We start from the raw sequence: 18,119 nt of genomic DNA, 5'->3' as shown, positions 1-18,119 counted from the left end.
CGATGAGCAGGAATCGTCAAAAGAGGTTCGACCTCTGTTCTTGCTCACCCCTGAAGGCCGAACGCTGACTGCTTCCCATGCCCGAACTGCCCGAAGTGGAGACCGTCGCCCGTGGCGTGGCCCGGCACGTGACCGGCTGCCGGATCGCATCAGTCGTATTGGGCCGCGGCGACATCGTTCATGGCGAGGGCGTGCCGGTGTGCGCATTCCTGCGCGGCCGACGGATCCAACGGGTCGGACGTCGGGGCAAGCAGATCCACATTGAACTGGCCGGCCGCAGGACCCTGGTCGTCCATCTGGGCATGACCGGCCGCCTGATCGCAGTCGATCGCGATACGCCGGCCGAGATGCACACCCATCTTCGGATCGGCTTCGAGCGGCGGCGGGTGGAAATGCGCTTCATCGACCCGCGCCGCTTCGGCGGGCTCTGGCTGCTGGTCACCCCGCAGACAGTGGAAAACTGGATCGGACGGCGATTACCGCCCGTGGGTGTTGATGCCCTGACCATCTCGTTCAAGGAATTCCGCGATGCCATCGCGCAACGCCGGCAGATCAAGGCCCTGCTGCTCGATCAGCGGCCGATCGGTGGGATCGGTAACATCTATGCCGACGAGTCGCTGCATCGAGCCGGGGTCCATCCGCTGACCCGAGCCGACCGGTTGGACACGGCCGCGGTACGCCGGTTGTGGCAGTGTGTGCGGCGGGTCCTGGAACAGGCGGTCGAGGCCGGCGGTTCGAGCATCAGCGACTATCGTACCGCCGACAACGAGCCTGGCCACTTCCAGGTCCGCCACCGCGTGTACCAGCGGGCTGGCCGTCCCTGCCCCAAGTGCCGCACGCCGATCCAGCATTTGACCGCCGCCGGCCGGAGTACGTTCATCTGCCCGAAATGCCAACCGTCCGGGCGGTAATGGTCCTCGGACGACCCGCGAGCTCGCCCGGGCCCCATCAGGGACGTGTAGGCCCTCCACGTCGACTCGGAAGCCGGCGAAATCGGTTCCTGTGGAATCTCACCGTCCGCAGGATGGCCAGCGGCGTGATCGGCCCCCCCTGGACGAGGCCGACCAGGACCGGCCCGGCGGGCACGCATACCAGCCGCCCAGCGCCTGAACAGGATCAGGCCTTGTCTTCGTATAGTGGTGGATAGAACGGTGCCTTCCTCCAGGGTATTCTGTGTTCACCATCCCCGCCTGGGGCATCAGGTCGACCCGAACAAACAAGGCCGAGTTGCGATAATCGCGGAACCACTTTGCCAGTCGCCCGCGTTTACCTCGGCATGTTCATCAGAATCGCCGTCGTGGCAACCGCGGCGATGGCCACCAGCACGGTGAACGCGATCTTCCAATAGCTGTACGGCCGCTCGCCTTGGACCTCACCGGTGCGGGCGTTGACCATGAAACGGTAGCTCCTGTCGCCGTAGGCGTAGGCACTCAGCCATAGCGGCAGCAGGAGATGCTTGAAGGTGATGTTGAAGTAGCGGGTCGAGACGCTGCTGATCCGTTGGTGATCGCCGCCGATGTCGGCGCAAATCGTCTGGCGGATCGGCTCCTGCATGTCCTCCTTGGCCCGCTCGAAGCCGGTGGGCAGGTCGACCTGGTAACTCTCGGTGACGAAGCCGGCTAGGTACTCGTCCTTGTAGGGGACGAGGTTGTTCAAGTCCCAGGGTTGCATGGCGTCAAAGTACTGCTCGGGGAGAGATTCGCTGGCCCGCACGAGAAGGTCGAGGAAAGACTGGGCGACCTGGCCGCGGACCGAGGTCCAGCGGGTCTTGCGCACTTGGCGTGTTTTCTGCACCTGCCGCGTGCGGGTGACACTCTGGCCGTTCAGATTCTCCGTGTAGAAATCGGTGTCCCAGTAGGTCTCGGTCTCCCAGTAGTCGTCGCCGCGCTGGCCGTTGTAGCGGCTGGTGGTGTCGCTGTTGTAGGTCCAGGCGGGCATGTAGATGCCCGATATGTTTTCGGTGTCGGCCACCCGGCGCAGGGCAGAGGGCGCGAACCACAGCGAAGCGATCCACTGGCGAAAGGCGTCCTGGGCCTGCTCGTGGGTGATGTGAAAGGGCAGCACGCTCCCCGGGCGGATCAGCTTGCGCGAGGCGGCCTCCGCCACAATGGCAGACCCGCAGAAGGGGCACTTGTCCGCGGTCACGTTCGGCGGAAGGGTGCTCTCTGCCCCGCAGCGGGAGCACTTCACCGCCAGCGTTTCCTGCAAGGGCTCGCCCGCGGCCAACTCCGCCAGGGCCGCGCCATAGTCACACTCCTCGATGGCCGCGGTGTCCTCCGCGATCCGGTTCCGCGTGCCACAATGGGGACAGGCCAGCTCCGCAGTGCCGGGGGCGAAAACCAGATGGGCACCGCACTGGACACAGGGGAACTCACGCTGGATGGTGGGCTCGCTGGTGGTGGGATCCATCGCTGGTTGGGCTCCTCCGCCGGAAACGCCTAACGCCAAAAGCCGAAACGCGGGAGGCGAAACTCCGAAAGACCAAAGCGTCAAAACACCGAACCAGGGAGGCTACCCAGGGCGGAAGTCTCGAACCAGGCGTCCACGCCACAACGCCGAGATACTCGGATACCGGGGAGCCCAGGTAGATCCTCCCCTAGGGTCTCACTTCTAATCGCTCACTTCCCGGTATTCCCAGGCAGCGGCGGGGGCACGCTGGCGAGCATGGCGGCCAATTCGGGAATCTGGGCGGCGGGGGCCCACTGAGCCATCCCCGCCTTCCAGGCCAGCGTCCCAGCGGTCAGTCGCCCGGCGGCAACCTGAGCCTGAAGACCTGGCTGATCAAACGGGCCGGCTTGCTTGCCGTCCAGCCCCAGATAGAACGACACCGCGCCCGGCAACGGGGGTGGAACCGCCGGGCCGCCAGCCTGAGCACCCGCGCCCAGCGTCTGAGCGACCTGGCCACCCATGGCCAGCCCCATCCCCATGCCGACACCCGCACCGGCCAAGCCCCCAGGTGTCTTGGCCGCATCGGTGATGGCGTTGGCTGCCTGGAACTGGGTGTACGCCTGCATGTTGCCGATCACCCCCATGCTGGTACGCTTGTCCAGGGCCTGCTCCACCTCCGGCGGCAAGGAGACGTTCTCGACCAGCACCATGACGATGTCCAGCCCGAAACGCTCGAAATCGGGCTGAATCCGCCCGGTGATGAACTTGCCCATCTCGTCGTAGTTGCTGGCCATGTCCAGAACCGGCAGCTTGCTCTCCCCGAGCACATCGGCGAAACGGGAGATGAGTAAATCGCGCAACTGGTCGCCGATCTCGTCGACCGTGAAGCGGCTGTTGGTGCCGACGATCTGGCGAATGAACGCCCCAGCGTCCTTGACCCGAACGGCGAAGGTGCCGAAGGCCCGCAACCGCACCGGCCCAAACTCCGGATCGCGAAGCATGACCGGGTTCTTGGTGCCCCACTTCCGGTCGGTGAACGTCCGGGTGGACACAAAGTAAACCTCGGCCTTGAAGGGGCTGTTGAAGCCGAACTTCCAGCCCCGCAGCGTGCTCAGGATGGGCAGGTTCTGCGTCTCCAGCGTGTAGGTGCCAGGAAGGAACACGTCCGCGAGCTGACCCTCGTTGACGAAGACCGCCACCTGAGACTCGCGCACAATCAGCTGAGCACCGTACTTGATCTCATTCTGGTAACGCTGGAACCGGTAGACCATGGTGTCGTGACTACTGTCCAGCCATTCCACAATGTCGACGAGTTCGCCCTTGAGTTTGTCCCACAGGCCCATGACAGTCCTCCTCTCGAAAAGCCACCCCCGGGTCTTTAAGACACTATACCCGTACTGCCATTCCACGCGTAGACGCAATCCCGACCTTTTTACATCAGGGAAAAGACCGGGAGCTTTCGTCGACCTGTCGGCCAGGGTACCATGAGAGAGCCCGCAGGGGCTGCGGAGTGCCGCGGCGGGCAACGAAACGACAGGTCAAACGACGGAAGGGTACGACCATGCGATGTGTCCGAACGCTGATGGGGGTGGCGGTAGTGGTGGCCATCCTGGCGGCCCCGGCGACGGGTGCCGATGACGCTGCTCCGAGCAAGCCGAACGCGCTGAGCAGGACCCAGATCGAGGAAGGCTGGATCATGCTCTTTGACGGCGAGACACCGTTTGGCTGGAAGACGGAAGGTGACGTGAAGATCAAGGACGGCACGCTCCTGGTCGGCGGCGAGAAGACGGCCTCGGCAACCACAACGACCGAGTTCGGCGACTTCGAGCTTCAGTTCCAGGGAAGTGGCCCCAAGGGGGCCTCGGTCATCCTCAACGGCAAGCCGTTGAACCTCACCGTGCCCGGTCCGAGCGGAAAAAGCTGGACACAGTACAAGGTCACGGTGGGTACCGACGGCAAGGTCAACATGTCGGCCAAGGGCCAAGAGGCTTCGTCCGTCAATACCACAACCGGAACAGGAACCAGCCGCACACCGATCGGCTTCAGGAACGCGGACGGCGAAACCCTGGGGCTGCGCAACGTCTACCTCAAGCCACTCGGCACCAAGTCGCTGTTCAACGGGAAGGACCTGACGGGCTGGAAGCCCGTACCGGGGAACCCGTCGAAGTTCTCGGTGACCGACAAGGGCGAGCTCAACATCAAGGACGGTGGGGGCGAGATCCAGACCGAGGACCAGTGGGCCGATTTCATCCTTCAGCTCGATATCATCTCGTACGGCGAGCACCTCAACAGCGGCGTCTTCTATCGCGCACTACCGGGTCAGTTCTGGCAAGGCTACGAGGCCCAGATCCGCAACGAGTGGAAGGGTTACGTGAAGGGTAAGGCTCGTGACGAGAAGAACGAGGATCGGACCAAGCCTGTCGATTACGGCACCGGCGGGATCTACAACCGTCAGCCTTCCAGAAAAGTCGTGTCCAACGACAACGAGTGGTTCACGATGACACTCATCGTCGCTGGACCTCGCTCGGCCACCTGGGTCAACGGATACCAGACCGCCGACTTCGTCGACACCAAACCCCCGGCCGAAAGTGCCCGCAACGGCAGCCGGCTCGGCAAGGGCTGCATCAGCCTGCAAGGTCACGATCCCACGACCAACCTGAGCTTCCGCAACATCCGAGTGGCAGAGTTGCCTCCGCCGGCGGATAAGAAGCCCGCCAAGGCCGAGGAAAGCAGGTGAGCCTCTGACGTTCCGCGGGACAACGCCGCGAAGCGACACACCGACAGGCAAAGACGGCGAAAGAAGGTCACCGGACCGCTGTCGCTCGGAGTGCCGCCGCCACGCACTCGCTCTGACCGGCAGTTGAGCCAATGAAGCCGTGATCTGACCGTCCCAGAGGCCCGTGGCCACGCGGCATGGACCGTCGGCGTTGACGGGCATCGAGGCATGCCCATCCCCTGGTCCTCCCGCTCAGGAAGACGCTCACGCCTCACCTTCCACTCGCCCGCGGAAGAGCAATCCGGAGCCGGCATTTATCGGGCGTGGTTCTCCACCAGCCACTCTCGAATCCCCTTCGTTGCGGCACGCAACCCAAGAACACGTATCGTATGCTTGGCATGGACACAGCATACGCCCACCGAGGGCAGAAAGGGCCGCATCCCGGCGGGCAGCATCATGTTCAAACAAGATGAGCCGGGGGAGATCGTGGTCGATCTCGCGGCCGCCTTGGGCAGTTCGCCGGCTGAGGAATGCGAAGGTAACACGATGACGATCAGCGAAGCACATAGCGGAACATGTGTGAACTGCGAATGCGGTCATTACCATAACTCGCAACGTCCACATCCGGTCGGCACCGCCCCGGATATCGTCGAAGGGGTCAAGGCGACTCTTTGCCGCTACCTGGACGGCTTCAGGCGGGGCGACTGGGAGATGGTGATGTCCACCTACGCGGAAGATCACGATATCACCGCCATTGGGTCGGAGGCTCACGAGTACTACACCGGTCCCCGTGCGATCGCCAAGTGGCATGAGGAAGCGTTCGAGCAGTACTGCTATGTCGAGGCCAACGCCGAGGATCTGGAGATCTTCGGGGAAGGCTCGGTAGCCTGGTGCCGCGCGGTCTGCGCCGGATCGGTCAAGGTCGGCGGCGAGGATGTCGGATTCCGCGGTCGGTTCACGGCCGTCATGGTCCGCCGGGGCAACGAGTGGCGGATTCACCAGACGCACGTGTCCTTTCCGGCAGTGCCGGCTGACGAGTGACGCCGCGGGGGGCGATGGACACTCACCCGCGCTGACAGTCGTCCCGGGCCTTTCCCGGCCCGCACCGCCAGGGCCCGGCGATCACTTCTCAACCCCAGGGCTTCGTGTCGCCAGCGTGCCCTCTCCTACGACTTGCCGGACTTGCCGGCCGCATACCGCAACATGTTGCGCAGCAAGCGTTCCGCAACCGGATCGCGACCGAGGTTGCCGCGCACGTTCAGCGTGTTGATGACGATCAGCCCCTTGTCCAGTGGGTAGACCGCCACAAACAGGCCGGCGGAATAGCCCTGAGAGGTGTTGGTGCCCGCGGCGACAGCTTCCCGAGGCGGATCCAGCCCCACGAAGGCCATGTCCGGGATCACCTCCCGATAGAAGGTGTAGTCCATCAGCCCGCCGGCGGGCAGACCGTCAAAGATCGGATGCCGCTTGCACCATTCCTCCTTGTGATACAACCACGAGGGCAGCCCGGCGACCCCACCCTTGTTGGCCAGCGGAAGGAAGGCGGTGCTGTTCTTGCCGTCCGAGAAGACCTCCGGGCAGAGGAACACCGCGGCCGATCCGGCTTCGACCCGCTCGGTGAGTTCGCGGAACGCGGCCGCCGCGTCCGGGCCCGGCGCCCTGGCGCCGGAGAGGATCACCTCGCTCTTGCCCGGGGCCGTCACGACGAACGGGTGACTGCGAACACCATGCTCGGTCAGCCACTTGGCGAGGTCGGGGTCCTCGCCCCACAGGGCCACGTCTGCTTCCACGCCCGGCATGCCAGCCGCGTCGTCGACATAGAATTCGATCGACTCGCCGGCCGCAGCCGCCCCGCGCTGAAAAGTGGCCGTGAAGCGATACCGACCGGCCGGCCCGTCGAGGACCACGTCCTCGGCGAAGACCGGTATGACCATCGGCGGCTCGCGATCGGCGGTGCGGGATGGAATACTCACCGTCACGGTCTTCTCGAAGACCCGGACACCGTCCGGACCAAAGACCTCGTACTTGACCGGGTACCCACCCGCCGCCAGAACGTCCTCGTTCGCCAGCACCGCCTCCAGACGCACCGGCGCCTTGCGGTACACATTGACCGGCTCGGCGAACAAACACCAGCGGAGCGGCGCGAAGCCGTCGAACACCGCATCGGCTGTCCCCGGCTTGAGCTCACGGAACGTAGTCCAGAGACCCTCCGCGGTCATGCCCTGGTCGAGCGTCCCGGTCAGACTGTAGCCGATGACCGACGGATTGGAACGGATCGCGTTGATGCCCAGGAGCCGCTGCCCGGCCATGCGGGCGTTGCTCTGGGCAAAGAAATCCTCCGGCCGTCCGAACGCCTCGGCCATCTTCCATCGCTCCCAGTCGACCAGAAACTGATCCCGGAAAGACCGGTAGAGCTTGCCATCCTCGACCTCCGGCTTGCCGGCCTGCTCGTAGAGGCGGACCAGTCGCACCAGGTCGCAGCCACTGCCAATGCCGTATTCCGAAATGAACAGCGGCAGCCCCTTGCCGTGGAGGGTACGCAGCGCGTGGATGATGCCGGCAGTGTGCGGAACACGCTGATACGGGTGTTGGTCGTCGAGAAGGGCCTGCCACTGGTCCGAGCCGGGATTGCTGACCATCCCCTGGCGTGCTTCCACCTGGCCAACGGGAAAGCGGACAAACGATGCGGCCGCAGGGGCCGGGCCGGGCGACATCTGCCCGTAGCTCCAGGCGCCGCTGGGATTCGCCTTGACAGAGAAGTCGCCCCCGGCGTCGTAGGCCTTTCCACCTCCGGTCTGCAGCGTCACGGCTAAGGCGGTCGTATCCGCACCATAGTCGCCGTTGCCGTAGCCACACACCCAGTCGAGGGTGTCGCCCGCCTTCACCGCGACACGCGAGGTGAAGGACTGCTTCGGCCCGGCATCCTTGACATGGATGAACCCTTCGTACAGCGGTTGACCGTTGAGCAGTACATGAACGTCGGTGGTGGCGTGTTCGGCGATACTGGTGAAGACGGCCGAGAGATCGACTTGGTCGTCGGCCGGTGCGGTCCAGCGGACAACCGCATATTCACCGTCGCGGCCAGGGTGAAAGGCCAACTGACCCGGTGACCAGGTGATGCCCAGTGCCTTGATGACCTCCTTCGTGCCGTTGTAGGTGACGCACGGGTCGGCACGGCCCTCGTTGTGCCAGGCTTCGATGCCGGCCACGCTGCCGCCGACGTTCCACGACCCGCTGTTGAGCAGGATGAGCCGCGTGTCGTCCAGGGCCCGCACCTGCGGCAGCAGGGCCACGGCGTGACGGAACACCGGGCCGTCGCCCGTCTCGTTGAGCAGACCAAAAATGGTGATGCTCGGATGATTCCGGTCGCGGCGGATCATGCCCAGAATCGACTCGTTGTACCGCTCCGCGAACTTGGGCGAGTAGGCCATGCACCAGCCCCCGTAGGCCTCCTCGTAGACCATCAGCCCAATCTCGTCGCACAGATCCAACTGGTAACGCTTGGCCACGCCCGAGATAAACCGGATCATGTTGAAACCCATGAATTTCGCGTTGATCAGATCGCGACGCAGGTAGTCGGGATCGTGGGGCATCTCCAGGCCGATCGGGGTGCAGTTGCCGGTGTGCGACGAACGCAGGTATACCCGCTTGCCGTTGAGACGGAACGCGCCGTTTTCGACCCGGAAGTCGCGGAAGCCAAAGCGGACAGAGTGCTCGTCAAACGACTCCGAGTCCTCAGCGTTCACCCGCGTGGTCAGCCGATACAGGAACGGCTCCTTTAACTCCCACAGCCGCGGCTTCTCAACCTGCAGCTGCGTTTCGATCAGCGTCTCGCCGCTCGGCAGTGCCCGGTCAATCCGGGCGGAAAGCACTGTCCCGCCTCCCGCAGCTGGCCCGAGCGTGAAATTCAGATGGCCGGCAATCGCAGCACCCGCGTTCTGGATCGTGGCCTCGATACGAACCACCCCCGTTTTCCAGTCCGGCCTGACGAACACATCGGCCACCCGGACCGGAGCAGTGACCAGCAACTCGACATCGTCAATGATGCCGCCCTGATCCCACGCGGAACCGGGCCCATAGGGCAGGGCCTTGTTGCGGTGTGGCGTCTCGCTCAACACGATGCCGTCGATGGGTTCGTTCGTCGGGTTCAGCACCCGCACGGCCAGGCGGTTGACGGCGCCGGGTTTGACCGTCTTGGTGACGTCGAGAAGGAAGCACGATTCGCCGCCCTCGTGCCCGCCCACCGGCTGGCCGTTGAGCCAGACCTCGGCCATGTAGTCCACCTGCCAGAAACGCAGCAGATATCGTCCGCCCCGGCGAGGATTGGACGGGGCGGTGAAGTCGTGCCAATACCAGGCCACCCCGTGGTAGCCGGGAAAGGCATCCTGAATGATCCAGGGAACCTGGGTTCGCTTTGCCTCCGGCCGGGCCGCGTTGAACCAGGACTGGTCGCGCCCGATATTCTGCGGATCCGGGGCCAAGAGCCAGTCCTCACCGTTCAGCGAGACGACCGCGGTCGGTTCGCCCATCGCGGCCAGGGGACTCAGGACCGTCAGGGAGATGATCGCCACCATTCTCCGGATCATGTGTTCTCATCCTGTTTCGGAGTAGGGCCGCTGTGGTTTTCGGAGGCGTTCACGCCGCCAAGGCGTGCCTTCAGATGACACCGCCAGCCGACTCACCATAATCGAACTCGACGAGGGTGTCATCCAGTTGCCGCAAGGCACCACCAGCCCGGTGATCGACGACTTCACGCCGGCCCTCGCCCCAGAAACGGTGCGGTTGCGGCCAACGCTATGCTTGAATTCCCTGGAAGAATGCGTAGAACAGGCCCATGGTGTTCGCCACGGTCGGGGACCATGATGAGAGGTGCCGGGGCGGATCACGTGTCCTCGCGGACTCCCGCTGGATATGTCCTCGAACACGTGGAAAGGAGGTATGGCATGGCTCGGATGATCCCTTCACTCGTGCTGCTTCTGGCGGCGTCCACCGGAATGGCTCGGGATCTGCGCGACCGCCGCTTTGACGACGACTGGCGGTTCCTGAGAGCTGATTCGCCGGGGGCGGAGAAACCAGACTTCGACGATTCCGGCTGGCGGACCCTGGATGTGCCCCACGACTGGAGCATCGAGGACCTCCCGCCCACGCCCGCCAGCCAGCCGGCGGGTGCCGGCCCCGACGGCAAGGGTGACGACCTGCCGGCGATCCGAGTCGGGCCGTTCGCACCCCGCGAGAGCCCCGGGGCCGAGTCCACCGGCCACGTCCTCGGCGGCATCGGTTGGTACCGCAAACACTTCAAGATCAACGAGGCCGACCGCGGCAAGATCGTCTCCATCCGCTTCGACGGCGTGTACATGGATTCGGATGTCTGGATCAACGGTCATCACCTGGGCGGCCATCCGTACGGATACACCCCCTTCTCATTCGAGTTGACCAGGTGGCTCAAGCCGATCGGCGAGTCCAACCTGCTGGCGGTGCGCGTTCGCAACCTGGGACAGAACAGCCGCTGGTATTCCGGCTCCGGGATCTACAGGCACACCTGGCTGATCGTCACGGATACCGTACGCGTGGCGGAGTGGGGAATCGCGGTCACGACGCCGAAGATCACGCAGGAAACCGCCACGGTCAACGTGGCCACAACCATCCAGAACTCGCGCAGCGATGAGATCGCCGCCATCGTCCGCGTTCGGCTGGCCGACCGTGGAAACTCCACCCTCAAGTCCGCGGACGCCACCGTGGTCATTCCCGCAAACGGCAAAACCGAAACGGAGCAGGATATCGAGATCGCGTCGCCCAAGCTGTGGTCACCGGAGACGCCCACGCTCTATGGCGCGGCCGTGGAGGTGCTCATCGACGGAAAGCGCGTGGACCAGGCCGAAACCACGTTCGGCATACGCACCATTCATTTCGATGCAGTCACCGGTTTCAAGCTCAATGGCAAACCCGTCAAGCTGAAGGGCGGATGCCTGCATCATGACAACGGCCCGCTGGGATCGGCAGCCATCGATCGGGCCGAGGAGCGACGAATCGAGATCATGAAGGCAAACGGCTTCAACGCCATCCGCACCAGCCACAATCCCCCGTCGCCCGCGTTCCTCGACGCTTGCGATCGTCTGGGTATGCTCGTGATCGATGAAGCGTTCGACATGTGGGAGCGCCCCAAGAAACCCCAGGATTACGCCCGGTTCTTCAAGGAGTGCTCGGATCGCGATCTGGCGGCCATGGTCCTCCGCGACCGCAACCACCCCAGCGTCATCCTCTGGAGCATCGGGAACGAGATCAACGAGCGGGCCGACCCGTCCGGCATCGAGATCGGCCGGCGACTGGCCGAAGCGGTCCATCGCATGGATCCCACCCGGCCGGTGACCGCGGCCATTTGCCATTTCTGGGATCATGCCGGACGCCCGTGGTCGGATACCCACAAGGCCTTCGAAGTACTTGACGTCGGCGGCTACAACTACAAGTGGCAACAGTACGAGCCCGATCATCAGCAGTTCCCTCAACGGATCATCGCCGGTACCGAATCGTACCCCAGGGAGGCATTCGAGAACTGGCAGGCCGTACTCAAGAACCCCTGCGTGATCGGCGATTTCGTCTGGACCGGAATGGACTACTTCGGCGAGGCCGGCATCGGCCACGCCGTGCTCGACAACGAGAAGCAGAGCTTCCTGAGGCCCTGGCCATGGTTCAACGCCTACTGCGGCGACATCGATGTCTGTGGCTTCAAGAAGCCGCAGTCGTACTTCCGTGATGTGGTCTGGGGCCGAAGCACGCTGGAGATGGCTGTCCACGCCCCGATCCCGCAAGGCCGCACCGAAAAGGTCAGCGACTGGGGTTGGCCCGACGAGCAGCGGAGTTGGACTTGGCCCGGCCAGGAAGGCAAGCCGATGCAGGTGACCGTGTACTCAAGCCTCGAAGCCGTCCGCCTCGAACTCAACGGCCAGACCGTCGGTACAAAGCTGGTATCGGCCGACACCAAACTGACCGCCCGGTTCGAGGTCCCCCACGCTCCGGGTGAGCTTCGGGCGGTGGGGCTGGTCAAGGGTCAGCCCGCCGCAACCCTGTCGTTCCGTTCCGCCGGCCCGCCCAAAGGGCTGCGTCTGTCCCCCGACCGCCACACCCTCGGCAACGATCGCAATGACCTTGCCTTCGTTACCGTGGAGGTCATCGACGAGACCGGGAAGCTCGTCCCGCATGCCGCCGTGCCGGTCCACTTCATGGTCCGCGGGCCAGGGGAACTTGCCGCCGTCGGCAGCGGCAATCCCTCGGATGCGGCCAGCTTCCGGGCACCGGTTCGCACCACGTTCCGTGGCCGATGCCTCGCCATCCTGCGCCCCACCGGCCAGCCCGGCAGCATCACCCTTGAGGCGTCGGCCGATGGCCTGGCGGGAGACCAGGCAGTAGTCTCCGTGCGGCCGATACCTGACTGAGACCGAACGAGTCGTCGACCGTGTCAGAACCTCGGCAGGAATGCGGCCTCGGCGGCGAGAAGCTCCTCCGCCATCTTGCGAATCTCCGCGGGACAGCAGACCGCCGCGGTCAGCGGATCGAGCATCAGCGCGTGCACCGCCGCCTCCCGCGATTGCTCGATGCACGCGATGACCGCGAGTTCGTACATCCGCATGTTCCAGTCGCAGACCGCGGCACACTGCGGCGGCAGCGGGCCAAAGTGCGTCGGATGCACGCCGTTGCGATCCACCAGACAGGCAACCTCAACCACGCCGTCCCCGGGCAGGTTCTCAATCAGCCCGGTGTTGGGCACGTTGGCGTGTGCGACGAACGGCTGATGGGTCTCCATGGCCTGGATGATGTAGCTCGCGTACTCCCAGCTCCGATCGATGACCAGATCCTCCTGCCCGGTGACCAGCTTGCGGCGCTTCTCGTCGCACTCGTGGCGCCACGTCGGCCATTTGTCCGCGTAAAAGCCGCTGCCGCCCTTGTAGCCGTCGCGGCAGTACTTGCGGATCAGCTCGGGACGCTTGCGGTAATACGGCAGGTACTCGCTGAGATGCCCGCTCGACTCGGTGATGAAGTGGCCGAAGTGAAGCATCATATCGAATCGGACCGGGTCCTGCTCGTAGAGGGCTGGGTCGCTGAGGACCTTGTCGCGGAGCACAGGATAGAGATCGCGGCCGTCACGGCTCAGCTCGGTGAACCACGCCAGGTGGTTGATGCCGCCACAGGCCCAGCGCATCTCGTGATACGGCACGCCGGCGTAGCGGGCCAGGTCGTGGCTGGTGCCCTGGACGCTGTGGCACAGCCCGACGACCTTCGCCTTGCTCGACCGGGCGGCCGCCAGGCAAAGGATGCTCATCGGGTTGGTGTAGTTCAGCACCCAGGCGCCGGGGCACAGGTTCTCGACATCCTTCAGCACCTCCAGGAAGACCGGCGTGGTACGCAGGGCCTTGAAGAGCCCCCCGGGCCCGATGGTGTCCCCAATGCACTGATCAATGCCGTACCTCGCAGGGATGTCGTTGTCGAACCGCACACATTCAACGCCGCTGACTTCAATGCAGTTGATCACGTAGTCGGCACCGGCCAGCACCCGGCGGCGGTCGGCGCACGCAGTCACCACCCAGGCCTTGCCCATCTTGTCGACGATCAGGCGGCCCAGCCGGTCGGCCAGCTCCAGTCGCTCGGCATCCACGTCCACCAGGGCGATCTCGCCGCGATCGGCGCCGGGAATGCCCAGCACGTCCGTCAGCAGCCGCTGGAAGAAGAAGCTGCCCGCCCCGAGGAAAACGATCTTGATCGGCCGCCGAACGGCCGGCACGATGCCCAGGCTCTCGGCCCGCTGCTGATCCTGGTTCTTGTCCGTCGCAGTCATGAGCATGCTGTTCCTGTTCTTGATGCAGTACTCCGAAAGCCGCCGGGTTGGCATTGTACCGCGAATGTGGCACAATGCCCCACTGCTGAACGGAGCCAACGCATGAACCGAACCTGCTTGAATCGCTGCAGCGGGCGGCTCGTCGCCATGTTCTTGGTCGCCGGCTTGGCCGGCTGTGCCTCGACTCCCCAGGACAAGACGACCCGCGCCAGCCCAATCCCCGCGCCCGGGCCCGGCGAGACCACCCCGTTGTTCGATGGACAGTCGCTGGCCGGCTGGCGCGTACTCAAAGACGGGGCCTTCGAACACCATGGGCAAGTAAGGGTCAAAGACGGCACCATCGTGCTCGAACGGGGTTCGCTCCAGACCGGCGTCGGCTGGAACGGCCAGGTACCGCGCGACGACTATGAGGTCTCGCTCGAGGCGATGCGCACCGATGGCAACGATTTCTTCTGCGGATTGACCTTCCCGGTCGGCAATGAGCCTTGCACCTGGATCATCGGCGGCTGGGGCGGGTCCGTGGTCGGATTGTCGAACGTTGACAATGACGCGGCCGTCGAGAACGTGACCACCCAGGGGATGACTTTCGAGAACAACCGTTGGTACAAGATCCGCCTTCGGGTCACGACCTCGCGAATCGATGCCTGGATCGATGACAAGCAGATGATCGACCTCGAACGCGGCGAGCACAAGTTCTCCGTCTGGTGGGAGCAGGAACCGGCCCGGCCGCTGGGAATCGCTGCCTGGGATACCGGCGCGGCCCTGCGGAACATCCGCCTGAAACGGCTCTAAGCTCGAATACCGGGACAGGTCCATTTATTTCGAACGCCAGTATCATGCGAACCGCCGAGCAACAGGAGCTCGGCGTACTCGAGACCATCAAGACACTGTTTCGCGCCACCTGGTGCGGCAAGAGGGTCTCACTGCTGATCAACCCGTCCTGGCCGATTGACCACCGGACGGCAAACAGTGACGTCCCGGTCGCCCTGGTCGGCTCACAGCCTGTTGGCTGCGTCTCGTTGCCTTGACACGTTGATGAAGGTCGGATCAGGGATCGGTTTCGACAGCGCCCGGCGCGGTCAGGTCCCTCTCCGACCCTTGGCATCGGCACTGCGCGAACCCTTCTGGCCGCGGCGACGAACGCGAGCCTTCCCCATCCAACGAAATGAAGGTATACTCGCTCCGATGAAGAAAAGGGAAGCAAGGGCAGCGATCGGCCGGCGGCGTGACTTCGCGACGCTGGCTTTTGTGTTAGGGGCAACCTGCATGGCCGGCTGCGGCTCCCAGGACTCGACCATGAAGAACAAGCTGGAGTCCATGCAGACTGGCCAGATTCAGATCAAGGGACATACGTTCAAGGTCTGGCTGGCCTTCTCGCCGGCCGAGCAGGAACTGGGGCTCATGCAGGTCCAGCAGGACGAGCTCGCCGCGATCCCGCCGGATACCGCCGCCGGAATCCCCAACGGGGCCGATCGAGGCATGCTCTTCGTGTTCGATGAGGACCTGCCGCGCTCCTTCTGGATGCGAAACACGATCATTCCGCTGGATATCGCCTACATCCGCGAGGACGGCACAATCGTCAAAACCCACACCATGGCCCCCCTCGAGACGCGACTCTACCCGTCGGTGGAACCCGCCCGCTTCGCCCTCGAGGTCCGAGCCGGCCGGCTGGCAGAACTCGGCATCACCCGCGGCGACAAGGTCGAAATCTCCGACTCCATTCTCAAGGCCTCGCCCTGAAAGGTCGAACTCACTCTGGGAGAATCCGGTAAGCCGCGGCGGCCCGAAGGGGTGCCGCCCGCGGTCCCGTTTCTGCACCTAGAGGATACGCCACTGGCCACGTTATCGGAACAGATCAGGTCGACCGCAACTGGACCCCTGCGCCTGCTTGTCTTGAGTGAGTCCGAGGAGTGGCCGCTGGCCCTGCGCGAACTGCTCGCCACCCGTGACATCACCGTGCTCAAAGCCACGAGCGTCCATCAGGCCTGCGATCCGTCGCTGCTCTCCATGACCGATGCAGTCGTGGTCTGCGATCCGGCCAGTGATCCGCCCGGCCACGCAAACGCAAACCTCACCGAAGCCCGGCGAGCCTCGCTGGAACTCCTCGGGGATGCCCTTCTGGCCCATCGGTTGACCGGGGTCGTCCTCTCCGAGGGCGCGACCGGCCAGCAACGCCTCGACGAAGGCGCGTTCCTCCTCGTTCCGCCCGATGTCCCCGCCGATGAACTCTGGGGACGCGTGGCCACCATCCGCCAGTACCGGCCCCTATTCAGCCAGTTCGAGCAACAGGTGGCCAACATGCAGCGACTGGGCAAGCGGCTCAATCAACAGTTCGTCGCCGTCGACCAGGAACTCCGGCTGGCCAGTCGCCTCCAACGCGATTTCCTGCCCAAAACCTTCCCCGAGGTCGGCGATATTCGTTTCGCGGCTATGTACCAGCCGGCAGCCTGGGTGTCCGGCGACATGTACGACGTGGCGCGGCTGGATGAAACCCACTTGGGCTTCTACCTCGCTGACGCCGTCGGGCACGGCATCGCCGCCGGACTCCTGACCATGTTCATCAAGCAGGACGTGGTCGGCAAACGCATCGATCGCAACAGCTACACCTTGACGTCCCCCAGCGAGGTGCTGGCCAACCTGAATGTCGATCTGGCCCGCCAGGAACTGCCCAACTGCCAGTTCGTCACCGCCCTGTACGGCATCATCGATACGCGCGACAACCAGCTCACCTTCGCCCGCGGCGGGCATCCTCATCCAATCCACGTGACCGCCGACGGACAGTGCAACGAGGTCCTCACCGTGGGCGGCCTCCTCGGCGTCTTCACCGAAGAGACCTTTCCCAGCACCAGCCTCGTACTCAAACCCGGCGAGAAGTTCATCATCTACAGCGATGGGATCGAGGATTCGATCATCGCTCACCGGGACCGAACCCAGGGCACTGTCCAGTACACCGAATCCTTCCGCGAGCTGGTACGTATGCCCATCGAAACCTGCATCGCTACCCTGTCCGCCCAGGTGGAACACACCGAGGGCAGCATCGCCCCCGACGACGACATGACCGTGGTGGGAATCGAACGCCGCTCTTGCTCCTGTGGTTAGCCACCCAGGGTGCACCCGCGCCAGGGCTTCTGATAACATGCCATGCCCCAGACGGCCCAGAAGCAGTCTTCGACGCCGGCGCCGCCGATCATCGGGGACTTCTCATCGCCGTCGAGGTGCAACTTGACCTCGCCCTCACCCCACCAGCCGCCCCGCAGCGGCCGCACGCCGATGACGCCACCGATCAACGCCCCGGCACCCTCGACCTCGCCAAACAGCATGTGGTCCCGCTTGAGCACCGTCGGATTCCGGCGTCGGAACTGGACCAGGAGCGTCACCTCGGTCAATTCCTACCACCCCATGTTGCGGCCCCCCGCATCGGGCGTATACTCAGCTCCGCAACGCCCGCCCGGGTCGTGTGCAACGGGAACCGTGCCGGTCGAACGGTCGTCTGGCCGCCTGTCTTCGGAACCCTCTCGGATCGTTCGCTCGAGCCGAGGCCGGCGCTGCTTGGGAGCAGTAATCATGGGACGAGTCGGATCGATCATCGCCGCCGGAGCCAAGCTCAGTCAGATGTACGCGGAGCGGCTGCTTGACCAGGTGACCCAGGAAAACTACGCCCGGTTCGCCAGCCCCGGCGGCGTGGTGGTCAAATCCAACCACCCCGCGTTCGTGCTCGGGCACCTGTCGCTCTACCCGGTGCGCACCATGCAGTACCTCAAGCTGCCGGAGGGCCTAACGGCCCTTCCCGCCAGTTACGAACCCTTGTTCAAGTTCGGGGCCGAATGCCAAAACGACCCCGCCGGCACGGTGTACCCGCCCCTCGAGAAGATGAAGACCTTCTTCTTCGGAAGCTACCGGGCGGCCATCGCGGCCATCGAGTCAACCGCCGATGAAGCCTTCGACGCTCCTAATCCCGCCGAGGGCCGCCTCCGCGATCTGTTCCCCAAGATCGGCATGGCTCTGAACTTCTACATGATCGGCCATACCCAGGTTCACCTCGGTCAGATCAGCACCTGGCGCCGAGCAATGGGCTTGCCACCCGCCTGACGCGGGCAAATGAGCCCAGAACCGACCCGGCCGACGGTTCAACGGCGAAACGCCTCCGCTGCCGGCAAACGCCCGCTCGAACCGGGCTTGCCTGCACTC

14 protein-coding genes are annotated in these 18,119 nt (G+C 64.4%); 9 read left to right on the top strand and 5 right to left on the bottom strand.

What is annotated here, in order from left to right:
- Positions 1–77: 77 nt before the first annotated feature.
- Positions 78–911, top strand: coding sequence for a bifunctional DNA-formamidopyrimidine glycosylase/DNA-(apurinic or apyrimidinic site) lyase (gene mutM, locus KA354_08560; protein MBP7934683.1), 834 nt, complete (start codon positions 78–80; stop codon positions 909–911).
- 355 nt (positions 912–1,266) lie between these two features.
- Here the strand turns inward: mutM and KA354_08555 are convergent, their stop codons facing one another.
- Both KA354_08555 and KA354_08550 read right to left on the bottom strand, forming a co-directional pair.
- Positions 1,267–2,409, bottom strand: a complete 1,143-nt coding sequence (locus tag KA354_08555; protein MBP7934682.1) for a hypothetical protein — start codon at positions 2,407–2,409, stop codon at positions 1,267–1,269.
- 209 nt (positions 2,410–2,618) lie between these two features.
- Positions 2,619–3,731 carry an SPFH domain-containing protein gene (locus KA354_08550; GenBank protein MBP7934681.1) on the bottom strand — a complete coding sequence of 371 codons (1,113 nt, stop codon included), beginning with the start codon at positions 3,729–3,731 and terminating at the stop codon, positions 2,619–2,621.
- 218 nt (positions 3,732–3,949) lie between these two features.
- On the opposite strand from KA354_08550, the gene KA354_08545 reads away from it, so the two are divergent.
- Positions 3,950–5,125: a DUF1080 domain-containing protein gene (locus tag KA354_08545; GenBank protein MBP7934680.1), complete on the top strand. Its 1,176-nt coding sequence runs from the start codon at positions 3,950–3,952 to the stop codon at positions 5,123–5,125.
- A gap of 435 nt (positions 5,126–5,560) precedes the next feature.
- The gene (locus KA354_08540) at positions 5,561–6,145 is read left to right on the top strand and encodes a nuclear transport factor 2 family protein (GenBank protein ID MBP7934679.1); all 585 of its coding nucleotides are present in this window, start codon (positions 5,561–5,563) and stop codon (positions 6,143–6,145) included.
- Between the two features lie 125 nt (positions 6,146–6,270).
- Here KA354_08540 and KA354_08535 read toward each other — a convergent pair whose 3' ends face one another.
- Positions 6,271–9,690, bottom strand: coding sequence for a glycoside hydrolase family 2 (locus tag KA354_08535; GenBank protein ID MBP7934678.1), 3,420 nt, complete (start codon positions 9,688–9,690; stop codon positions 6,271–6,273).
- A gap of 357 nt (positions 9,691–10,047) precedes the next feature.
- On the opposite strand from KA354_08535, the gene KA354_08530 reads away from it, so the two are divergent.
- Positions 10,048–12,534 (top strand): DUF4982 domain-containing protein, encoded by a 2,487-nt coding sequence (locus KA354_08530; protein ID MBP7934677.1) that lies wholly within the window; start codon positions 10,048–10,050, stop codon positions 12,532–12,534.
- A gap of 23 nt (positions 12,535–12,557) precedes the next feature.
- Here KA354_08530 and melA read toward each other — a convergent pair whose 3' ends face one another.
- Positions 12,558–13,931 (bottom strand): alpha-galactosidase, encoded by a 1,374-nt coding sequence (gene melA / locus KA354_08525; protein MBP7934676.1) that lies wholly within the window; start codon positions 13,929–13,931, stop codon positions 12,558–12,560.
- A gap of 102 nt (positions 13,932–14,033) precedes the next feature.
- On the opposite strand from melA, the gene KA354_08520 reads away from it, so the two are divergent.
- The 4 genes from KA354_08520 (at position 14,034) to KA354_08505 (ending at position 17,030) form a co-directional block, all read left to right on the top strand.
- Positions 14,034–14,723, top strand: coding sequence for a DUF1080 domain-containing protein (locus KA354_08520; GenBank protein ID MBP7934675.1), 690 nt, complete (start codon positions 14,034–14,036; stop codon positions 14,721–14,723).
- A gap of 44 nt (positions 14,724–14,767) precedes the next feature.
- Complete coding sequence (locus tag KA354_08515; protein ID MBP7934674.1) at positions 14,768–14,959, top strand: hypothetical protein; 192 nt, start codon at positions 14,768–14,770, stop codon at positions 14,957–14,959.
- A 157-nt stretch (positions 14,960–15,116) separates the two neighbouring features.
- Positions 15,117–15,671 carry a DUF192 domain-containing protein gene (locus KA354_08510; GenBank protein ID MBP7934673.1) on the top strand — a complete coding sequence of 185 codons (555 nt, stop codon included), beginning with the start codon at positions 15,117–15,119 and terminating at the stop codon, positions 15,669–15,671.
- A gap of 153 nt (positions 15,672–15,824) precedes the next feature.
- The gene (locus KA354_08505) at positions 15,825–17,030 is read left to right on the top strand and encodes a SpoIIE family protein phosphatase (protein MBP7934672.1); all 1,206 of its coding nucleotides are present in this window, start codon (positions 15,825–15,827) and stop codon (positions 17,028–17,030) included.
- On the opposite strand, the gene KA354_08500 is transcribed toward KA354_08505, so the two are convergent.
- The gene (locus KA354_08500; protein MBP7934671.1) at positions 17,027–17,251 is read right to left on the bottom strand and encodes a DUF2961 domain-containing protein; all 225 of its coding nucleotides are present in this window, start codon (positions 17,249–17,251) and stop codon (positions 17,027–17,029) included. The two genes, KA354_08505 and KA354_08500, sit on opposite strands and share 4 nt — an antisense overlap.
- 244 nt (positions 17,252–17,495) lie before the next feature.
- Here KA354_08500 and KA354_08495 point away from each other — a divergent pair, with 244 nt between their 5' ends.
- Positions 17,496–18,020, top strand: a complete 525-nt coding sequence (locus KA354_08495) for a DinB family protein (GenBank protein ID MBP7934670.1) — start codon at positions 17,496–17,498, stop codon at positions 18,018–18,020.
- Positions 18,021–18,119: the final 99 nt, after the last annotated feature.

This window comes from Phycisphaerae bacterium (assembly GCA_018003015.1).
Classification (GTDB): domain Bacteria; phylum Planctomycetota; class Phycisphaerae; order UBA1845; family PWPN01; genus JAGNEZ01.
This window is presented reverse-complemented; position numbering and strand designations above follow the sequence as displayed.

Coding starts and splice junctions, on each gene's coding strand:
- KA354_08510 (MBP7934673.1), top strand. CDS start 15,117: ATGAAGAAAAGGGAAGCAAGGGCAGCGATCGGCCGGCGGCGTGACTTC.
- KA354_08520 (MBP7934675.1), top strand. CDS start 14,034: ATGAACCGAACCTGCTTGAATCGCTGCAGCGGGCGGCTCGTCGCCATG.
- KA354_08540 (MBP7934679.1), top strand. CDS start 5,561: ATGTTCAAACAAGATGAGCCGGGGGAGATCGTGGTCGATCTCGCGGCC.
- KA354_08530 (MBP7934677.1), top strand. CDS start 10,048: ATGGCTCGGATGATCCCTTCACTCGTGCTGCTTCTGGCGGCGTCCACC.
- KA354_08500 (MBP7934671.1), bottom strand. CDS start 17,251: ATGCTGTTTGGCGAGGTCGAGGGTGCCGGGGCGTTGATCGGTGGCGTC.
- KA354_08545 (MBP7934680.1), top strand. CDS start 3,950: ATGCGATGTGTCCGAACGCTGATGGGGGTGGCGGTAGTGGTGGCCATC.
- mutM (MBP7934683.1), top strand. CDS start 78: ATGCCCGAACTGCCCGAAGTGGAGACCGTCGCCCGTGGCGTGGCCCGG.
- KA354_08555 (MBP7934682.1), bottom strand. CDS start 2,409: ATGGATCCCACCACCAGCGAGCCCACCATCCAGCGTGAGTTCCCCTGT.
- KA354_08550 (MBP7934681.1), bottom strand. CDS start 3,731: ATGGGCCTGTGGGACAAACTCAAGGGCGAACTCGTCGACATTGTGGAA.
- KA354_08535 (MBP7934678.1), bottom strand. CDS start 9,690: ATGATCCGGAGAATGGTGGCGATCATCTCCCTGACGGTCCTGAGTCCC.
- melA (MBP7934676.1), bottom strand. CDS start 13,931: ATGACTGCGACGGACAAGAACCAGGATCAGCAGCGGGCCGAGAGCCTG.
- KA354_08495 (MBP7934670.1), top strand. CDS start 17,496: ATGGGACGAGTCGGATCGATCATCGCCGCCGGAGCCAAGCTCAGTCAG.
- KA354_08515 (MBP7934674.1), top strand. CDS start 14,768: ATGCGAACCGCCGAGCAACAGGAGCTCGGCGTACTCGAGACCATCAAG.